This is a genomic window from Olleya sp. Hel_I_94 (assembly GCF_007827365.1).
Taxonomy (GTDB): Bacteria; Bacteroidota; Bacteroidia; order Flavobacteriales; family Flavobacteriaceae; genus Olleya.
This window is the reverse complement of the sequence record NZ_VISI01000002.1, coordinates 991326-1010218: the sequence shown is the minus strand read 5'-3', so window position 1 is coordinate 1010218 and position 18893 is coordinate 991326. Positions and strand designations below refer to the sequence as shown.

The window sequence follows — 18893 nt, the reverse complement described above, 5'->3', positions numbered from 1 at the left end:
AGGCTTACTAACTTAGTTTTGTAAGTTGTTAAAGGTCAATAGTGATAGATTTATTTTCAAAAATAATGTTTCTTAAATAATTATTCAACAAGCATTTGTTATTTTTACATCAAATAAGAAACACATGATAAGTCAAGCCCAATTTGATAAAGAAATAGATTTAATCATTACCAACGCTATTAGAGAAGATGTTGGCGATGGTGATCATAGCTCATTATCTTGTATTCCTGCTTCTGCAGAAGGTAAAGCAAAATTGTTAGTTAAAGACGACGGTATTATTGCTGGTGTCCAGTTTGCTAAACAAGTATTTAAATATGTAGATCCAAACCTGGTTGTAGAGACTTTGATTGAGGATGGAAGCAGAGTGAAATATGGTGATATTGTATTTTATGTTACAGGCGCATCACAATCTATATTAAAAGCAGAACGTTTGGTATTAAATGCTATGCAACGTATGAGTGCTATTGCAACAAAAACAAGACAATTTGTAGATTTGTTAGAAGGCACAGGTACTAAAGTTTTAGACACACGTAAAACTACTCCAGGTATTAGAGCTATTGAAAAATGGGCTGTAAAAATTGGAGGAGGAGAAAACCATAGATTTGCACTTTATGACATGATTATGTTAAAGGATAATCATATAGATTTTGCAGGAGGCATTACAAAAGCTATTGATAAAACAAAGCAATATTTAAAAGAGACCAATCGTGATTTAAAGATAATTGTAGAGGCTAGAGATTTAGACGAAATTAAAGAGATTTTAAAATCGGATGGCGTTTACAGAATATTAATAGACAATTTTAATTATGAAGACACTAAAACTGCAGTTAAATTAATTGGTGATCAATGTTTAACAGAAAGTTCTGGTGGTATAAATGAAAAAACGATTAGAGAATATGCCTTATGTGGTGTAGATTTTATCTCTTCTGGTGCATTAACGCACTCGGTTTATAACATGGATTTAAGCTTAAAAGCAGTTGATTAATACATCCTGTAACAGTACAAATTTTATCTAGATAATGTCTCAAGCAATAGAAGAAAAGCTTAGTAAAATCCCTGTGGTTAACCTTTTAGTTAAGCTATTAGGTAGGTTTAAATTGCCTGGACTAGAGGGTTTGTCATTATATGATTTAATCGAGTTATATATTATAGGTATCGCTAGAGGAGCCTTAACAGCAAGAGCAAGTGCAATTGCTTATAGTTTTTTTATGGCGTTATTTCCGTTTTTATTATTTGTTATTATTGTTATTCCCTATATTCCAATAGAGGATTTTCAGACGGATTTTTTGGTGTTTTTAGAGTCTATTTTACCACCAACGACATCAGATTTTTTCTCGGATAATATATTTAACAATATTGGTGGAAATCAAAATGGAGGATTATTATCATCCGTATTTTTATTATCCATTTTTTTAATGGCTAATGGTATTAATGCTTTATTTTCCGGGTTTGAAAACTCGTATCACGACCAATTAACACGCAATGTGTTTAAACAATATTTTTACGCATTAGGCATTGCGTTAATTTTGTCATTTTTACTAATTATAACCGTTGCTGTTTTAGGTTATTTTAATATCTATGTAATAGATAATTTAACCAATCATGGTTATATTGCCAAAAGGCAAGTTAGTATATGGAGTACGTTGGCACAATACGGATTTTTTGTCGTCATGGTATACATAGCAACAGCAGTGTTGTACTATTTTGGTACAGCAGAAGGGAAGTCGTCTAAATTTTTCTCCATTGGTGCATTATTTACCACCATTTTAATTTTAGTAACCTCCTTTTTATTTGGTGTTTATATTGAAAATTTTGCTCAGTATAATGAGTTATATGGATCAATTGGAGCACTATTAATTTTATTATTTTATTTATGGCTTAATGCTAATATTTTGTTATTAGGTTTTGAGTTAAACATGTCTTTAAAACAACTACGTAAAAGTTTTTAATTATGAAAAAGAGTATCATTATTGTAATCGTATTAATCTTTGGTTTTTCAGTAAACGCACAAGATATTTTAGGAAAATGGAAAACCATTGATGACGAAACTGGAGAGGCTAAGTCCATTGTTCAGATTTACAAAAAAGACGGAAAGGTTTTTGGTAAAATTATCGAGATTTTTAATAAAGAAAGACGTGACTTACCTTGCGTAAAGTGTAAAGGTGACGATTATAATAAACCAATTTTAGGTTTAGATATTATTAAAAGTATGACCAAAGATGGTAAATACTTTAAAAACGGAACTATCGTAGATCCGCAAAATGGTAAAGAGTACGATTTAAGACTAATCGTAACAGATGAAGGAAAACTTCAGGTTAGAGGCTATATTGGTTTTTTCTACTCGACACAATATTGGGAAAGAATACAATAATATATTAATTAAACACAACAGCCTAACCTTTGCATTTTATAGATGTCATACTGCCAATACCATTAGAAAAGCGTTTTACATATAGTATCACGCAAGCAGAAAGCGAGTTTTTAACTATTGGTATGCGTGTGTCTATCCCTTTTGGGAAAACAAAAATTTACACAGGTATTGTAGCTGCAATACATCAAACAGCACCTGTTATATATGAGGCTAAAGAGATTCATCAAATTTTAGATGAACAACCCATTGTAACCCAAACACAATTACAATTGTGGCATTGGATAGCTAAATATTACATGTCTACAGAAGGCGAAGTAATGCGTGCAGCTTTACCAAATGCTTTTTTGCTTGAAAGCGAAACTATAATAAGTAAAAACAATGCTTTAGATTTAAATGAGAACGATTTAAAAGACGACGAGTATTTGATTTACGAAGCATTGCAGCATCAATCGTCGCTTAAAATTCAGGATATTGCTAATATTTTGGATAAAAAAAATGTGCTTCCTGTTGTTAAGCGATTAGTAGAAAAAGAAGCCATTATTTTAAATGAAGAAATCTACGATAAGTACAAACCAAAATATGTTAGGTATGTTAAGCTGACAGAAGCATACAGCTCTCAAGACGCTTTAAATCAATTATTAGAAACGTTAAGTAATCGAGCCAAAAAGCAACGTGACGTTGTGCTTACATTATTTTCTATTTCGGCAAAGACCAAAAAACCTGTTAAAGTAACAGATTTAATTACAGAAAGTCAAGCGTCATCTGCAACCGTAAAGGCTTTAATAGATAAAAATATTCTGGAGGATTACCATATCCAAACAGATCGCGTCGTTTATGATGGTGAAGATACTGAGGATTCAAAAGCATTAAATCAGTATCAAACTGAAGCATTACAAGAAATTCAGACCAGTTTTCAAACACAAAATGTTGTGTTATTACATGGTATAACATCTTCCGGTAAAACAGAAGTATATGTAAAACTAATAGAAGCTACTATAAGTAAAGGACAACAGGTGTTGTATTTATTGCCAGAAATAGCATTAACAACACAATTAGTAACACGACTTCAAAATTACTTTGGAGAGCAGGTTGCAGTGTTTCATAGCAAATATTCTGCTCATGAGCGTGTGGAGGTTTATAATCAAGTGCTAAATAATTCCGCGAAAGCGAAAATAATTTTAGGAGCACGATCGTCCATTTTTTTACCATTTAACGATTTGGGTTTAATTATCGTCGATGAGGAGCATGAGTCTTCCTTTAAGCAGTTTGATCCAGCACCACGTTATCATGCCAGAGATGTCGCTGTAGTTTTAGCTTCAATATTTAAAGCAAAAACACTATTAGGAAGTGCAACTCCAAGTATTGAAAGCTATCACAATGCACGAGAAAAAAAATACGGTTTAGTCGAAATAAATCGACGATACAATAACGTTCAATTACCTGATATCGAGCTTGTTGATATTAAAGATAAGCAGAAACGGAAAAAAATGAAAGGTCATTTTTCTGATAGATTAATAGAAGAAATGACTGAAGCTATTGCAGATGGACATCAGATTATATTGTTTCAAAACAGAAGAGGATATTCTCCAATTGTAGAGTGCAATACGTGTGGACATTCGCCACAATGCCCTAACTGTGATGTTAGTTTAACGTATCATCAATATCGCAAACAATTACGTTGCCATTATTGTGGTTATAATAGTGCTATGCAGTTAAAATGTATGGCGTGTGGTACACCAGGTTTAGACACTAAAGGTTTTGGTACAGAGCAAATAGAAACCGAAGTCAAATTGCTGTTTCCAGATCTTAAAGTAGGTCGTATGGATTTGGATACTACAAGAGGTAAGTTTGGTTACGAAAAAATTATTACAGCGTTTGAGCAGCAAGAAATTGACGTTTTAGTTGGTACACAAATGTTAACTAAAGGACTTGATTTTAGAAACGTAAAGTTGGTAGGAATTATGAATGCTGACAATATGTTAAACTTTCCGGATTTTAGAGCGCATGAAAGGAGTTTTCAATTAATGTTACAAGTTTCTGGTAGAGCAGGACGTACCCAAAAACAAGGAAAAGTATTAATCCAGACGTATAATCCTTACCATAAAATTTTGCAACAAGTATCTACCAATGATTATATTGGAATGTATAAGGAGCAACTGGAAGAACGTTATAACTATAAATATCCACCATTTTACAGATTAATTAAAATTACGATTAAGCATAGGGATTATAATAAGGTAGATTTGTCAGGAGATTGGCTAGCAAAAGCATTAACACAGTTGTTTAAGCATAATGTTTTAGGACCAGAGTTTCCGCCAATATCAAGAATAAGAAATCAATACCACAAAAACATTTTAATAAAGATTCCGCAAGGTCAACCCTTAGGTAAAACTAAAGAAGCTATCAAAAAAGTACATACTAGTTTTGAGGCTATTGGTAATTTTAAAGGTGTTAGAGTTGTAATTAACGTCGATAACTATTAGGTTTAATTAACTATTAGATATAAAAAAACCTGCTTTTAAAAGCAGGTTTTTTTAGGGCATTATATTTTGTTATTAGATACTGTTTAAAGCATCTACTAATTGTGTTTTTTTATTTCTACTTAATGGGATTTCATAAGCACCAACTTCAACATTTTTACTGTTAAAGCGATCAACCTTGTCCAGGTTTACAATATAAGACTTATGGATTCTTAAAAACTTACCGTCAGGTAATTCGCTTTCAAACGCTTTCATTGTAGATAATACCACTAAGCTTGTGTCCTCAGTAACTAGTTTTACATAGTCACCAAGTGCTTCAATCCATTTAATATCTCTAATATAAACTTTACGCTTTTTAAGATTACTCTTAACAAAGATATGTTCTCCTTCTTCTTGGTTATAATCTAACTTTAATTTATGATGCTCTACAGCTTTATCTACAGCTTGACTAAAACGTTCTCTAGTAATAGGTTTTTGTAAATAATCAGTCGCATCATAATTAAATGCCTTAAAAGCGTATTCTGTTTTACCTGTAACAAAAACAATTTGGGGTTTATTGTTAAGTACGTCAAGTAATTCAAAACCATTTAAAACAGGCATCTCAATATCTAAAAAGATAAGATCAACTTTGTGGGTGTTTAAACCGTTTTTAGTCTCTAAAGCACTGCTATATTCAGCAATTAAATTTAGATGATTATTATTCTCTATTAATTTTACAATAGAAAGTCTTTGTATCGCTGAATCATCAACTACTACACAATTTAATATCATAGTATATGTTCTTTATAGGTTAAGTTATCGACAATAGTACAAAAAAAAGGGATTAAAACCAAAAAACATCGCTAAAATGTAAGTTTTAACATTTGATTAAGATTGCAATTCGGCTGTAAATTAAGTTTAAATTTAGATTAAAAACTATTTGTGGGATTAAATAAAAAGAAGTATTTTTGCACTCATTTTTAACACAAATAAATTAGATTTTTATGAATCATTATGAAACTGTTTTCATCTTAAATCCCGTTTTATCTGAAACACAGATAAAGGAAACAGTACAGAAATACGAAGAATTTCTTGTATCTAGAGGAGCAAAGATGGTATCAAAAGAAGATTGGGGACTTAAAAAGTTAGCTTACCCAATACAAAACAAAAAAAGTGGATTTTATCACTTATTTGAGTACCAAGTAGAAGGAGAGGTAATCAATCCTTTAGAAGTAGAGTTTAGACGTGATGAGCGTTTTATGCGTTACTTAACTGTAACTATGGACAAACATGCAGTGTCATGGGCGGAACGTAGAAGAGTTAAACTTAAACAAAAAGCGTAATTATGTCAAGTATAGAACAACAATCAAAAGGAAAAAAAGAAGGAGAAATTAGATATCTTACTCCTTTAAATATTGAAACTAACAAAAACAAAAAGTATTGTCGTTTCAAAAAGTCTGGTATCAAGTATGTAGATTACAAAGATGCAGATTGGTTATTAGGATTTGTTAACGCTCAAGGTAAAATTTTACCAAGACGTTTAACAGGTACGTCATTAAAGTATCAAAGAAAAGTGTCTGTAGCTGTAAAAAGAGCACGTCACTTAGCTTTAATGCCATACGTAGCAGATTTATTAAAATAAAAATATCATAACAATGGAACTTATATTAAAACAAGACGTTGAGAATTTAGGATTTAAAGACGATGTTGTAACGGTTAAGAACGGTTATGGTAGAAACTTTTTAATCCCTACAGGTCATGCTGTTTTAGCAACAAAATCTGCTAAAAAAGTATTAGAAGAAACTTTAAAGCAACGTGCTTACAAAGAGTCTAAAGAAGTTGAAGAAGCTAATAAAGTGGCTGAAGCAATTAAAGCTTTAGAAATCAAAATCGCTGCTAAAGTTGGTCAAGGAGACAAATTATTTGGATCTGTAAACAACATTGACGTTGCTGAAGCATTAGCTAAAGAAGGTCAAGACATCGATAAAAAATACATTTCTGTAACTACAGTTAAGCGTTTAGGTAAATATAACGCAGCAGTACGTTTACACAGAGCTGTAAATGTTGATTTAGAATTTGAAGTTGTAGCGCAAGCATAACTTAGATTTGTTAACAATAAGTTAATAAATTATATCATAATTTTAAAGCCACTCTATTTAGAGTGGCTTTTTTTGTTATATTTTTGTTAAATATTATGCATGCATAATGTCTAACAAACACACAACACAATGAAAAAACTAAATTTAACTATAGCTTTATTGCTATTTACAGTATTAAGTTTTGCACAAGTTACCACAGCTAATATTAAGGGACTTATTACAGAAGACGCTAATATGCCATTATTTGGAGCTAATGTTGTAGCTATCCATGAGCCAACAGGAACAAAGTATGGTGCAATTACAAATTTGGATGGTCGTTACAATTTACTTAACCTTAGGGTTGGAGGACCATACAAAGTATCTATAACCTATGTTGGTTTTAAAGATCAAATTTTTTCTGATGTATATTTAACATTAGGTAAAACAACAAATTTAGATGCGGTTATGAGCTCTAGTGAAGTATCGCTAGATGAGGTCGTAATTACAGGATCGTCTTCCGGAACGTTTGGAAGTGATAGAACAGGAGCAGAAACAAGTGTTGGACGACGTGAATTAACTACGTTACCAACAATTTCTAGATCAGCTTCAGATTTTACTAGATTAGAACCGTCATCATCAGGAAACTCTTTTGGAGGTAGAAACGACCAGTTTAATAACTTTACACTGGATGGAGCAGTATTTAATAATCCGTTTGGATTAGATGCAGCAACTCCTGGAGGTCAAACAGACTCACAACCAATATCTTTAGATGCTATTGATCAAATACAAGTATCATTAGCGCCTTACGATGTGACATTATCTGGTTTTACAGGTGCAGCAGTAAATGCAGTAACAAAAAGCGGAACTAATGAGTTTCACGGTACAGTTTATGGTTTTACAAGAAATGAAGACATGACTGGTGGTAAAATACGAGGAGAAGACGTTTTTCAATCAGATTTAGAGCAAAATCAATACGGAATTAGTATTGGAGGTCCAGTAATTAAAAACAAATTATTCTTTTTTGTAAACTTTGAAAAAGATGAGCGTTCAGATTTAGGAACAAACGGATTTGCCCCAAATAGAGGTACAGGAGCAATTAATGAAAGTCGAGTAGAATTAGAAGACTTATTAACTGTACAAAATGCATTATTGGATTTAGGATATGATCCAGGAAGATTTGAAGGATTTAATTACGACTCAAACTCTACTAAAGGATTATTTAAATTAGATTGGAATATCAATGATAATAACCGTTTAGCGGTAATTTATAATTTTTTAAATGCCTCTAAAGAAAAGCCAGCCCATCCATCTGCATTAGGATTTAGAGGTCCTAATACTAACACATTACAATTTGAAAATACTGGTTATGAAATTAATAACAATATACAGTCAGTACAAGTTGAGTTAAATTCTACTTTATCAGGAAATGTGACTAATAAATTTCAAATGGGTTATACGCATTTTGATGATTTTAGAGACGCATTATCTTCGCCAGCACCAACGATTACAATTACAGATGGTGGATCAAACTATATAATTGCTGGTCATGAGCCATTTTCAATTAATAATAGATTAGACCAAAAGGTGTTTCAGTTTTCTAATAATTTAAATTATGTAGAAGGTGATCATACATATACTGTTGGTTTTTCATATGAAAAATTTCAATTTGATAACTCTTTTAATTTAGGTGCTTATGGTGCACAAGGGGTTTTCTTCCCAACTACAACAATGGATGATTTCCAAAACTTTGTGGATTCTGGTCAATTACAAAATTTATTTAACGAAGCTGCTGCTGCAGATGCAAGTTTACAAGCAAACGGAGAAGGTGTTGCAGGAGGATTTGCTCTAGCAGAAACTAATGTTGGACAATTAGCATTTTATTTACAAGATGAATGGAATGTTACAGAAAACTTTAAATTAACCTATGGTGTAAGATTTGACAAACCATTATTTTTTGATTCTTCTACTAAAGCACAAGAGGTTATTGACAGAGCATGTTGTTATGCTCCAGATATTGAGTATATCAATCCAAATACAGGAGAAGGTGTGTTTTTAGATAACACTAAAATGCCTTCAAACAAAGTATTAATTTCTCCAAGAGTTGGTTTTAATTACGATGTAAAAGGAGATAACAGTTTTCAAGTACGTGGTGGAACAGGATTATTTACTGGTCGTTTACCATTTGTATGGTTAGGTAACCAAATAGCTAATCCAGAGGTTTTCTTTTACCAAATGGTAGATCCTGATTTTAAATTCCCACAAGTATGGAGAACAAATATTGGTACAGATTACAGATTTGAAAACGGTATTGTAGCAACAGGAGATATCTCTTACACAAAAGATATTAATGGAGCGCATGTACAAAATTGGGGATTACGTAATCCTTCAGGAGTACTTAATGCACCAGGAGACACAAGACCAATTTATACTTCAGGTGACATTATTAATAATGCTTATGTATTTACAAATTCGGATAAAGGACGCGTTTGGAATTTTACAGCAAAAGCGCAAAAAACATTTGATAACGGATTGTATACAACTATAGCATACAACTATTTAAATTCAAAAGACGTAAACTCTATCGAGGCAGAAATCACTGGAGATGCTTTTGCATTTAACCCAGTAGTTGGTAATGCTAATAACGACGTTTTGTCTTACTCTAAATATGGAGACACACACCGTTTTATTGGTGTAGCAAGTAAAAAGTTTACTTATGGTAAAGACAAATGGGCTACTACAATCTCTACATTTTTTGAATACGCACAAGGTGGACGTTTTAACTACACTTATGGAGGAGATTTAAATGGAGATGGATCTAATTTAAATGATTTATTATATGTTCCAACTTCTTCAGAGCTGCAGCAAATGCAATTTTCTGGAGCAGGACAAGCAGAAGCTTTTGAAGCGTTTATCCAGCAAGATGATTACTTAAGTGATCGTCGTGGAGATTATGTAGAGCGTTACGGAGCATTAGCACCATGGAGAGGACGTTGGGATTTAAAATTATTACAAGACTATAAATTTAACGTTGGTGGTGATAATTATAACACAATCCAATTTAGCGTTGATATTTTAAACTTAGGTAACTTATTAAATAGTGATTGGGGAGTAGTACAACAACCAACATCTGTACAACCAGTTGGTGTAGATGTAGATGCATCTGGAGTACCAACCTATACATTTACAGGTGTAACCGAAACTTTTTCATACGATACAAGTCTTTTATCAAGATGGCAAGCACAATTTGGAGTTAGATACATTTTCTAGTCCATACGTCACAGATATTTTTTAAATTTGCGCTCCTTTATAGGAGCGCATTTTTTTTATACTAAAAAATACAAAAAACAATACTCAATGAAATTATTAAATCGCTTTCGCGGAAATCAAGCCATTAAGCCACTATATTTTTTACTAATTGTAATTAGCTTTATATCGTGCAAAAATAATAAGCAAGAGGTAACGGTTGTAAATGAAACAGCAGTAACAATACCAACATCAAAACCTTCTGCTTTAATTAACGCTTTTAAATATACACCAGACCAAAATGTTATTATCAGTGTGCATAGAGGTGGTAAAGGGTTAAAACATTATCCAGAAAACTGTTTAGAAACCTTAAAATATATTAACGATAGTATACCTGCTATTTATGAAATCGATGTCGCACAAACTAGAGATAACGTATTAGTATTAATGCATGATAATACATTAGAGCGTACAACCACAGGGACAGATAGATTAAATAAATATACGTTTGAAGAGCTTCAGGCTTTTAATCTACAAGATGATTACGGTAATGAGACTACTTTTAAAATTCCAGCTTTAAAAGACGTTTTAGTATGGGCTAAACAAAACAATGTCGTATTAACTTTAGACAAGAAAAAAAGCGTGTCTTTTGATGCTATTGTAGCATTAGTAAAACAAGTAGAAGCAGAAGATGTATCAATAATTATAACTTATGATATGGAGCAAGCAACAGAAGCACATAAATTAGCACCTAATTTATTACTATCTGTTTCTGCCAGAAATCAAAAAGAATTAGATTGGTTATTACATTCAAGCATACCAACTCAAAATATGTTAGCCTTTACAGGTACTAAGTTATCACCAAATGACTTTTATAAAACAGTCCAATCTCATGGTATTAAAACTATTTTAGGAACTTTGGGTAACTTAGACAAACAAGCTCAAGCTAAAGGAGAAGTACCATATACCATATGGAAAGACAAAGGAATAGATGTTTTTGCAACAGACAGACCTTTTGAGGTCGCTAAAGCGTTAAATATTAAGAAATAGAAAAAATGAAGTATTCTAGACTTACAAAAGAACAATTTGAAGAATTACATAAAGAGTTTATAAACTTTTTAGCAACACAGACCATTACAGCAGACGAGTGGGAAACCTTAAAAAAGGATAAACCAGAAGTAGCAGAACAGGAGCTAGATGTTTTTAGTGATTTAGTTTGGGAAGGTGTGTTAAACCAAGTAAAGTATGTGGAGCAAATATCTGCACATAACTTACACTTATTTACTTTTAATGACGACCATATGCACGTTATAGGTATCAAGATAGATGGTCCAATAGATGTAACTACACCAGATGGTTTTAACTGGTTGCGCGAAAATTTAATGGACGACACAGTAACCTTTACACAAGGTAAAAAAGACTATTCTGAGGATAAAAACTTAGATAAATTTAAGCTTATTCAATCAGGAAGTGCTATTACAAAAGGAGAGTTGTATGAGTACATGAACAAGTTAATTAACTAAACAAGTCCTGAAAACGGTAGTTTAAAAAATAAATTAAAACCACTATTTTTGTTATTCTGTATAAGTACAGAATACGTTTAAAGTAACACAAATAAAACCCTTTTAATAAAAGGAATATATATGGCACAAAAACCAAGTATACCAAAAGGAACAAGAGATTTTAATCCAGAAGAAGTTGCAAAACGTAACTATATATTTAGTACTATAAAATCACAATTTCAACGTTTTGGATTTCAGCCAATAGAGACACCAAGTTTTGAAAACTCTGATACCTTAATGGGTAAGTATGGAGAAGAAGGTGATCGTTTGATTTTTAAAATTTTGAATTCAGGTGACTTTTTATCAAAAGTGGACGAGCCATTATATGCTTTAAAGGACTCAGCTAAAATAACACCAAGAATCTCAGAAAAGGCATTACGCTACGACTTAACAGTACCATTTGCTAGATACGTAGTCCAACATCAAAACGAAATAGAATTTCCGTTTAAACGCTATCAAATGCAACCTGTTTGGCGTGCTGATAGACCACAAAAAGGACGTTTTAGAGAGTTTTATCAATGTGATGCAGACGTGGTTGGTAGTGATAGTTTATGGCAAGAAGTAGAGTTTGTACAGTTGTATGACAACGTGTTTACAGCTTTAAAGTTAGAAGGTGCTACAATTAAAATAAACAATCGTAAAATATTATCTGGTATTGCTGAGGTTATTGGAGCAAGTGATAAGTTAATCGATTTTACTGTTGCTTTAGATAAATTAGATAAAATAGGAGAGGATAAGGTAAAGGAAGAAATGCTTGGTAAAGGTATTTCTGAAGACGGTATAGCTAAGCTTCAACCTTTATTTACTTTAAAAGGTGATTTTGGGTCACAAATAGAGAGTTTAAAATCTATTTTAAGTACCTCTGAAGAAGGTCAAAAAGGAATAGAAGAGTTAAGTTTTATTAATGAGGCTATAACTGCATTAGGTTTAAAATCTGCTAAATTACAGTTAGATGTAACGTTAGCTAGAGGTTTAAATTATTATACAGGAGCTATCTTTGAGGTATCTGCACCAGAAGGTGTAGCAATGGGATCTATTGGTGGAGGAGGTCGTTACGATGATTTAACAGGAATATTTGGTCTTAAAAATGTAAGTGGAGTAGGCATTAGTTTTGGATTAGATCGTATTTATTTAGTTTTAGAAGAATTAGGTTTGTTTCCAGAAACTATTACAAAATCTACAGAAGTATTGTTTATCAATTTTGGTGATAAAGAATCCTTATTTAGTTTAAAAGCAATTAAAGCTTTAAGAGCAAATAATATAAATGCCGAGCTGTATCCTGATAGTGCTAAAATGAAAAAGCAAATGAATTATGCCAATAAGCGTAACATACCATTTGTTGTTTTAGTAGGAGAGGAGGAACTTAAAAATAATCAATTCACTTTAAAAAATATGATTTCAGGGGAACAGGATAAAGTAAATTTAGAGGTGTTAATTACTAAGTTGAAATAATTGTTTCTTGGATTTTTCTTTAGACATAATTATCGATTTTGTTCTTAGATTTTCAGGTCAAACTATTAGATGGTTGTTTTATCTAGGAAAAATTAAGTTTAAAGATTTAAATAACAGTGTTTATAATTATATTTTGTCAGTACTTTTTATTCTGATAATAGTCATTATTCTTATTGCTTAAATAGTATAAAATTAAAAAGCCGAAACATATGTTTCGGCTTTTCTTTTTAGTGAATTATAAAATGATTTGGGGCAATACTTATTCAACTAAAACTTTCTTTGAAATTTCACCTTCGCTCGTTTTTAATTTGATGATATAATTTCCAGTACTTAACTCGCCAGAATTTAATTCTATATAATCTTGTGTGTTTATATCCTTAAAGTTAGTGATGTGCTGTCCTAAAATATTGTACAAATTAACAGACGTAATGGTGTTTAACTTAGGATTATTAATAACAATGTTTTGTAAGCTGTTAGAGTAGTAGACGTTAATGTCGTTCTCTAATTCAGTATCCTCTACACTTAAACTTTCTTGTTGGTTGCTAAATACCAATTCAAATCTGTTACTATGTTCTCCTGCAGGTAAATTAATTATAAAATCACCTTGTCTTAAATCATGATAAGTAGCATTTAAAACATCGTGTATGTAAATGTCAAGGCTATTTGGTACGTTTTCTAAAGCATCTAATGTAAGTGTATTATCACCAGCTGCATCTGTAATTAGACCTATTGGTAAAACCGTGTTTTGGTCTATAACGTTTGTCCCTTGTATGATATAGTTATTGTTATCAATAGTCCAATACATATCATCCATTTGAGCGTCTTTTTTCTCGCCATCATAAGCCCAATCATATCCTGGAGTCGCATGACTGTCTTGAGTTACTAACAATTGTCTGTGTATTCCGTTAACAGAATTTAATCCTAATCTAATTTTTAATCTAGAGTCAGAGTTATAATTATCTGCTACAGAGTTTTCAGAAGACATTCTAACAAACACAGATGATGATCCTTCTTTTTCAAAAACACGTTGGCTATTAGTAAATCTTAGTGTACCTGTGTTTTCACTTTTTACAAAAAATCCTTGTGCAACCGGAATATATCGACCTGGAAGTTTAGTAGGTGTACCACCTGTTGCTACCATAGGATCATTAGTACCATAACTTGCAGCAGGAGTTGCACCTGATAAATTATAGGTTGCATATCCACCTTGATAATCTGCTAGATTATGAGAGCCTCCTCCCCAATGTTCCCAAAAATATAATGTACCAGTCGTTCCACCTGCTCCTAATATTGTTGGTGCATTATCCATAATAAATTGATGAGCATCTATTGCAGATGCATATGGATTACCAATTAAATATTCGTTTGAAGCAGTTATAGGTAAAGTTATATCACCATTATTTGGTTTTCCTTGTAATACATAATTTTGTTCTAAAGCTACATTTCCGCTTGTGTTTGTAACTCCTTTCATTGTAAAGCCTTCACCAATTTGTAAAGATCCTGTACTTCTTACATGTTGCCAATCAGCATAAGCACCAGATTGGTTAGCGTATTTCCATATCCAATAATCTGCGATACCAATTGGTGTTCCAGAAGTACCATTATAACTATTAGTTATAAAGTTGATATTAGTTGGAGCAGCAGGATTAGTACCATCTTTATAAATTGTTGGTAATGTATAGCTGTTATTATTTGTAGTTACATTGCTAGTTCCAACAGGCGACGACCAATAGTTATAGGTGTATAAATCCTGAGTACCTTGTTGGTCACGCTCTAATGTTCCTGCACTTGTAACATCTAGATCACTATTTAATGTTTGGATTAATTGTGATTCGCCTTCTAAATCTATCTTACCATCTAATTTTAAATAGTGTGTAATAGTCAAACCATTACCTTGATTTAAACTAGTGTCACCATTTGCAGTTAACTTATTGCTTTCTACAAATAAACCTAAAACTGTTCTGTTTTGATTATTTCCAGAAGGAAGCGTGTTGTTATCTAGTGTTAAATTATGGTTGGTTTTAACAATATTCCAATCTATAGTTACACTAGGATCAACAATACTAGCTGTTCCAGGCATATATAACTCGGCTCCATTAACCCAAGTACTGTTATTATCCCAACTACCATCACTTGAAGTGTTATAAGGTAAAGGAGAGGATTGGTACTCTAAAGTAAATTGATTAGGATCTGTTAGACTACCTCTGTTACCATTACCAGAGACATCGTTAAGATGCGTTCCAATATAAGAATTCATGTTGTAATAAGCCTCTAGATTAGACCAGTCAACAACTTCAATATCATTTTTAGTTATTGCATTTGGGACTACAACACCATTTACAGCAGTGCCTGCTTTTTGCAATTCTTGATTCATGACATATCGTAATTGAGTCAAGGTTAATGCTTGGTCCCAAATTCTGATTTCGTCAATATCTCCTTTAAAAAAGTCTAAAATATTTAATTTATCAATATAAATTGCACCAATAGCAAACTCGGCACCATTAGGCGTTGGATTGACAATGGTTTTTGAATTATCTAAAACCCCATCAATATAAAGACTAGCAATGTTGTTATCGTAAATTACAGCTACATGATGCCAAATGTCGTTAGGTAAAGTTGTAATAGAATTTATTCGGTCTGTTGGATTGTTTCCTATTGAAAAACTTACAGTATTATTATCTGTTAAGAAAAATTTGTAACCATCTACACCATCATTTTTTGCAACTATTGTTTTGTCGCTAGCTAAGTTGTTAGAACCTTCAGGTTTTACCCAAGCCGAAGCAGTAAAGTCACCAGCTAAATCTACTTTATTACCTACTAAAGTAAAATTATCCACACCATCAAATCCTAAATGTCTAGATTTAACCTCTTCGTGTGCCACACCAAAAGTAAAATATTTAGTACCATCAAAATCATAAGTACCTTCTCTAGTGCCTTGACCGTTAAAAGTACTTGGGTCTAAAAATACCGTTTGTAAGTTAGTTGTAAAACCAGAATCATCTGATACAAGCATAACATAAGCGTCATTTCCTGTTAATGGAGGTAATCCGGTTAAATCAGTATCAAATACAGATACCTCAACCGTTCCAATATCATCTCCAGCAGTTTCTACAATTTTCCATTTTCTGTTCATTACATCTGTAATAGTTGTAATAGTAGCAGGTCCTAAGCTAACTGTAACAGATGCACCAGAAGTATTGGTGTTTTGACCATCATTACCCCAAACTAAAAACTCTTTGTCAGTACTAAATGAGCTAGAGTTTAAGTTGTTTGTTAAAGCTGTGTTAGTTAATGATATAGCTACAATGCTTGAGTTGTTAACGCTTTTAGATTGTTTTTGGATTAAATCCGAATCATCATCACGTCCAATTCCTGCAATATCATAATTAAAACCAGAATTTGCAGACACATCCCAAATTACGTTTCCATTGGAATCTACATAATCCTGAGACGTACCATTAATACCTAAGGTAACACCATATTTGATAGCTAAATAGGATTGAATTTTATTACGTTCGTCTAACAAGTTAGCATCATTTTTTCTTGAAGAAAAAGAGATAATTTCTACAATTCTAGCGTTAGCAGCAGCCTCATAACCTTCGCTTCTTCCAATCCAATAACGCGAATCATTAACATTAGAAAAATCGGCAACGTCATTGTGTACTGTTGCTACATTATTAGCATTATAAAATAACTCTTGTCTAGTTGCAGCAGTATTGTTTCTAGCATTTAAAATACCAACATTATTATAATTTGTAGTCGTGTTATTATCTGCGACACCATAACCTGTATATGGAGCCGAATTAGTTGTTGGTCCAACACAATAGGCAAAAACCTCATTAGTAAATCTAGCCGAATAACGACCATATCCAAAACCTGTAACGTCTTCTGTATCTGTAGCTAAATCTTCGTCACCACAGAAAATGTCCATGTTTCCAAAAGAGGTGTTAATGTTGTTATCAGGTAAAACAACAGCAAACATATCCTGAGTGTAAAACCCAGAATCACTCTTTAAAAAGTCTCCATTAGTATTATCAAAAGAGTAGTCATTATCTGTAGGAGCTAAGCTGTAAGAACTATCAAAATCTACAACAGCATTAAAGTTAACATTATAACTAGGATGATCTCTGTACGTAGGTTCTTGTCCAGCCATGTTTACTGTGGCATGATTAGTATTAGCTTGATCATACCAAGTTGTTAAAGGTTGGTTGTCGCTAAGTCCTGCTCCATCATTTGCTTTTAACCACGTTTCAAGATTAGATGTTACACCTCCAGGACCTTGTGCTAAAGGCGTATTTCCATAACCCTGAACGTAAAAAGTATAAGGATTTTCATTTGAATCGTCATTAGCAATAGTAATTATTGCAGATCTTAATCCATTTGAAGAAGGATCAAAGGTGATGCTAAAAGTTGTATTACTTCCTGAGGCAATTGGAGTAGTTGGAATACTAGCTAAGGTGAAATCCGAAGCATTTGCTCCAGTTATACTAACATAAGGTAATCCACCTGTTAATGATAAAGGTAGTGTACCATCGTTGTTAATAATAAACATATTTGTATTACTACCAGAAGCAACATTAATAGACCCAAAATCTGTGTCATCTGTTGTGCTAGGTGTATTATCTCCACTATTAATTGTTGTACCATTTCCTGTAATATTAATTTCAGGTAAAGGCGTAGTAACCGCAGTTAATGAAATATCATCAATAGCCATATCACTTCTGTAATCAGTTCCTGTGTTTCCAGAAAATCTTATATTAATAGATTGCCCAACATAAGCGGTCAAGTTTATTGTAACTAAAACCCATGGAGATCCATTATTGGTTTGTACTTGATTACTTTGTGACCAAAGATTAACTGGGTATGTTGTACCACCATTTGTACTTAAGTCTACATTTAGAGTTCCCATGTTAGCACCATACATATGATGGTAAAATGAAAATTGAGCAGAAGTCGCTCCTGTTAAATCAAAACATGGACTTAATAAGTTTGCTGTTCTGTTGTTATTGCTAGATGCTTCAGTATATAAATACCAATTTCCGCCATTAGCGTTAGAAGGTCCAGTATTACTAGATGGTGTCCCAGTTGAGTTTCTTGTCCAATTTAAATTTTCACTAGTATCCTGTGTCCAACTTCCTAAACCAGATTCAAAACCTTCGTTATAAGGAAAACTACTTACTATAGAAGAGCAACTAGTTGCACAACCTCCAGATACATTGAAAAATTGAGTGACACCTCCTGGTGTTGCTCCATTACCTGAGTTTGTTAATACAGTGGTACCACTAGATGTAATGGTTATATTAGATGTCGTTCCATTCCAACCATCATTATAAGTATCATAAAGCACTGCGTAATAATTAATACCATCTGCTATACAACCTAAATCTAATGTAGTGCTGTATGAGTTATTAGCACTACCATCAAAACCATTATCAATAGTGGCTAATAATGTGCCTCCAGGATTATAAATTTCAACTCTGTTTTCAGAGGACCAACTTGGCCAATTTACAGAGACTTGTACAATAGACGTCTGAGCAAACGTATTACATAAAGTAAATAGACTTATCAGTAATATATGTTTCTTACTTAATAAGTTAGCTAATAAAGCTTTAAAAGTAAAGGTTGTCATAAGCAGGAATGTGTTTAGTTTGGGGACTAATTCAAAATTCGAGGTAAAACTATCGCTTTATTAGGTAAAATACAAATATTTTCGATGAAATGTACTTTT

General features: G+C 32.5%; 13 protein-coding genes. 11 read left to right on the top strand and 2 right to left on the bottom strand.

Translation table 11 applies throughout. The annotated features are described in order from the left end of the window. Nucleotides 1–124: 124 nt before the first annotated feature. From nadC to priA, 4 genes are read left to right on the top strand one after another with little or no spacing between them, the layout of a single operon-like run. A complete protein-coding gene (gene nadC / locus JM82_RS07590; protein WP_145002104.1) occupies nt 125–985 on the top strand; it encodes a carboxylating nicotinate-nucleotide diphosphorylase in 861 nt (286 codons plus the stop codon). A 34-nt stretch (nt 986–1019) separates the two neighbouring features. Further along, entirely contained in the window at nt 1020–1949 is a 930-nt protein-coding gene (locus JM82_RS07585; protein WP_145002103.1) for a YihY/virulence factor BrkB family protein, read from the top strand. A gap of 2 nt (nt 1950–1951) precedes the next feature. Next, the gene (locus JM82_RS07580; RefSeq protein WP_145002102.1) at nt 1952–2371 is read left to right on the top strand and encodes a DUF2147 domain-containing protein; all 420 of its coding nucleotides are present in this window, start codon (nt 1952–1954) and stop codon (nt 2369–2371) included. A gap of 29 nt (nt 2372–2400) precedes the next feature. Next, entirely contained in the window at nt 2401–4854 is a 2454-nt protein-coding gene (gene priA, locus JM82_RS07575) for a primosomal protein N' (protein ID WP_145002101.1), read from the top strand. A 72-nt stretch (nt 4855–4926) separates the two neighbouring features. Here the strand turns inward: priA and JM82_RS07570 are convergent, their stop codons facing one another. Next, on the bottom strand, nt 4927–5622 hold the full coding sequence (locus JM82_RS07570) for a LytR/AlgR family response regulator transcription factor (protein WP_145002100.1): 696 nt from the start codon (nt 5620–5622) through the stop codon (nt 4927–4929). A 212-nt stretch (nt 5623–5834) separates the two neighbouring features. On the opposite strand from JM82_RS07570, the gene rpsF reads away from it, so the two are divergent. From rpsF to hisS, 7 genes are all read left to right on the top strand, one after another. Then, nucleotides 5835–6173, top strand: coding sequence for a 30S ribosomal protein S6 (rpsF, locus tag JM82_RS07565; RefSeq protein ID WP_145002099.1), 339 nt, complete (start codon nt 5835–5837; stop codon nt 6171–6173). A 2-nt stretch (nt 6174–6175) separates the two neighbouring features. Further along, on the top strand, nt 6176–6472 hold the full coding sequence (gene rpsR, locus JM82_RS07560; RefSeq protein ID WP_028281796.1) for a 30S ribosomal protein S18: 297 nt from the start codon (nt 6176–6178) through the stop codon (nt 6470–6472). 13 nt (nt 6473–6485) lie between these two features. Continuing rightward, nucleotides 6486–6929, top strand: coding sequence for a 50S ribosomal protein L9 (gene rplI, locus JM82_RS07555; protein ID WP_145002098.1), 444 nt, complete (start codon nt 6486–6488; stop codon nt 6927–6929). Nucleotides 6930–7058: 129 nt separating this feature from the next. Then, nucleotides 7059–10175, top strand: a complete 3117-nt coding sequence (locus tag JM82_RS07550) for a carboxypeptidase regulatory-like domain-containing protein (RefSeq protein WP_145002097.1) — start codon at nt 7059–7061, stop codon at nt 10173–10175. Between the two features lie 87 nt (nt 10176–10262). Further along, entirely contained in the window at nt 10263–11201 is a 939-nt protein-coding gene (locus JM82_RS07545; protein WP_261375337.1) for a glycerophosphodiester phosphodiesterase family protein, read from the top strand. Nucleotides 11202–11206: 5 nt separating this feature from the next. Further along, nucleotides 11207–11674 (top strand): DUF6495 family protein, encoded by a 468-nt coding sequence (locus JM82_RS07540; protein WP_145002096.1) that lies wholly within the window; start codon nt 11207–11209, stop codon nt 11672–11674. 120 nt (nt 11675–11794) lie between these two features. After that, the gene (gene hisS, locus JM82_RS07535; RefSeq protein ID WP_145002095.1) at nt 11795–13165 is read left to right on the top strand and encodes a histidine--tRNA ligase; all 1371 of its coding nucleotides are present in this window, start codon (nt 11795–11797) and stop codon (nt 13163–13165) included. A 259-nt stretch (nt 13166–13424) separates the two neighbouring features. Here hisS and JM82_RS07530 read toward each other — a convergent pair whose 3' ends face one another. Further along, nucleotides 13425–18794, bottom strand: a complete 5370-nt coding sequence (locus JM82_RS07530; protein ID WP_145002094.1) for a LamG-like jellyroll fold domain-containing protein — start codon at nt 18792–18794, stop codon at nt 13425–13427. Nucleotides 18795–18893 lie beyond the last annotated feature (99 nt).

Excerpts from the sequence above, each read along its gene's own strand:
- nadC (WP_145002104.1), top strand. The coding sequence starts at position 125 with ATGATAAGTCAAGCCCAATTTGATAAAGAAATAGATTTAATCATTACC.
- JM82_RS07540 (WP_145002096.1), top strand. The coding sequence starts at position 11,207 with ATGAAGTATTCTAGACTTACAAAAGAACAATTTGAAGAATTACATAAA.
- rplI (WP_145002098.1), top strand. The coding sequence starts at position 6,486 with ATGGAACTTATATTAAAACAAGACGTTGAGAATTTAGGATTTAAAGAC.
- JM82_RS07580 (WP_145002102.1), top strand. The coding sequence starts at position 1,952 with ATGAAAAAGAGTATCATTATTGTAATCGTATTAATCTTTGGTTTTTCA.
- JM82_RS07570 (WP_145002100.1), bottom strand. The coding sequence starts at position 5,622 with ATGATATTAAATTGTGTAGTAGTTGATGATTCAGCGATACAAAGACTT.
- rpsF (WP_145002099.1), top strand. The coding sequence starts at position 5,835 with ATGAATCATTATGAAACTGTTTTCATCTTAAATCCCGTTTTATCTGAA.
- hisS (WP_145002095.1), top strand. The coding sequence starts at position 11,795 with ATGGCACAAAAACCAAGTATACCAAAAGGAACAAGAGATTTTAATCCA.
- JM82_RS07585 (WP_145002103.1), top strand. The coding sequence starts at position 1,020 with ATGTCTCAAGCAATAGAAGAAAAGCTTAGTAAAATCCCTGTGGTTAAC.
- JM82_RS07530 (WP_145002094.1), bottom strand. The coding sequence starts at position 18,794 with ATGACAACCTTTACTTTTAAAGCTTTATTAGCTAACTTATTAAGTAAG.
- rpsR (WP_028281796.1), top strand. The coding sequence starts at position 6,176 with ATGTCAAGTATAGAACAACAATCAAAAGGAAAAAAAGAAGGAGAAATT.
- JM82_RS07545 (WP_261375337.1), top strand. The coding sequence starts at position 10,263 with ATGAAATTATTAAATCGCTTTCGCGGAAATCAAGCCATTAAGCCACTA.
- JM82_RS07550 (WP_145002097.1), top strand. The coding sequence starts at position 7,059 with ATGAAAAAACTAAATTTAACTATAGCTTTATTGCTATTTACAGTATTA.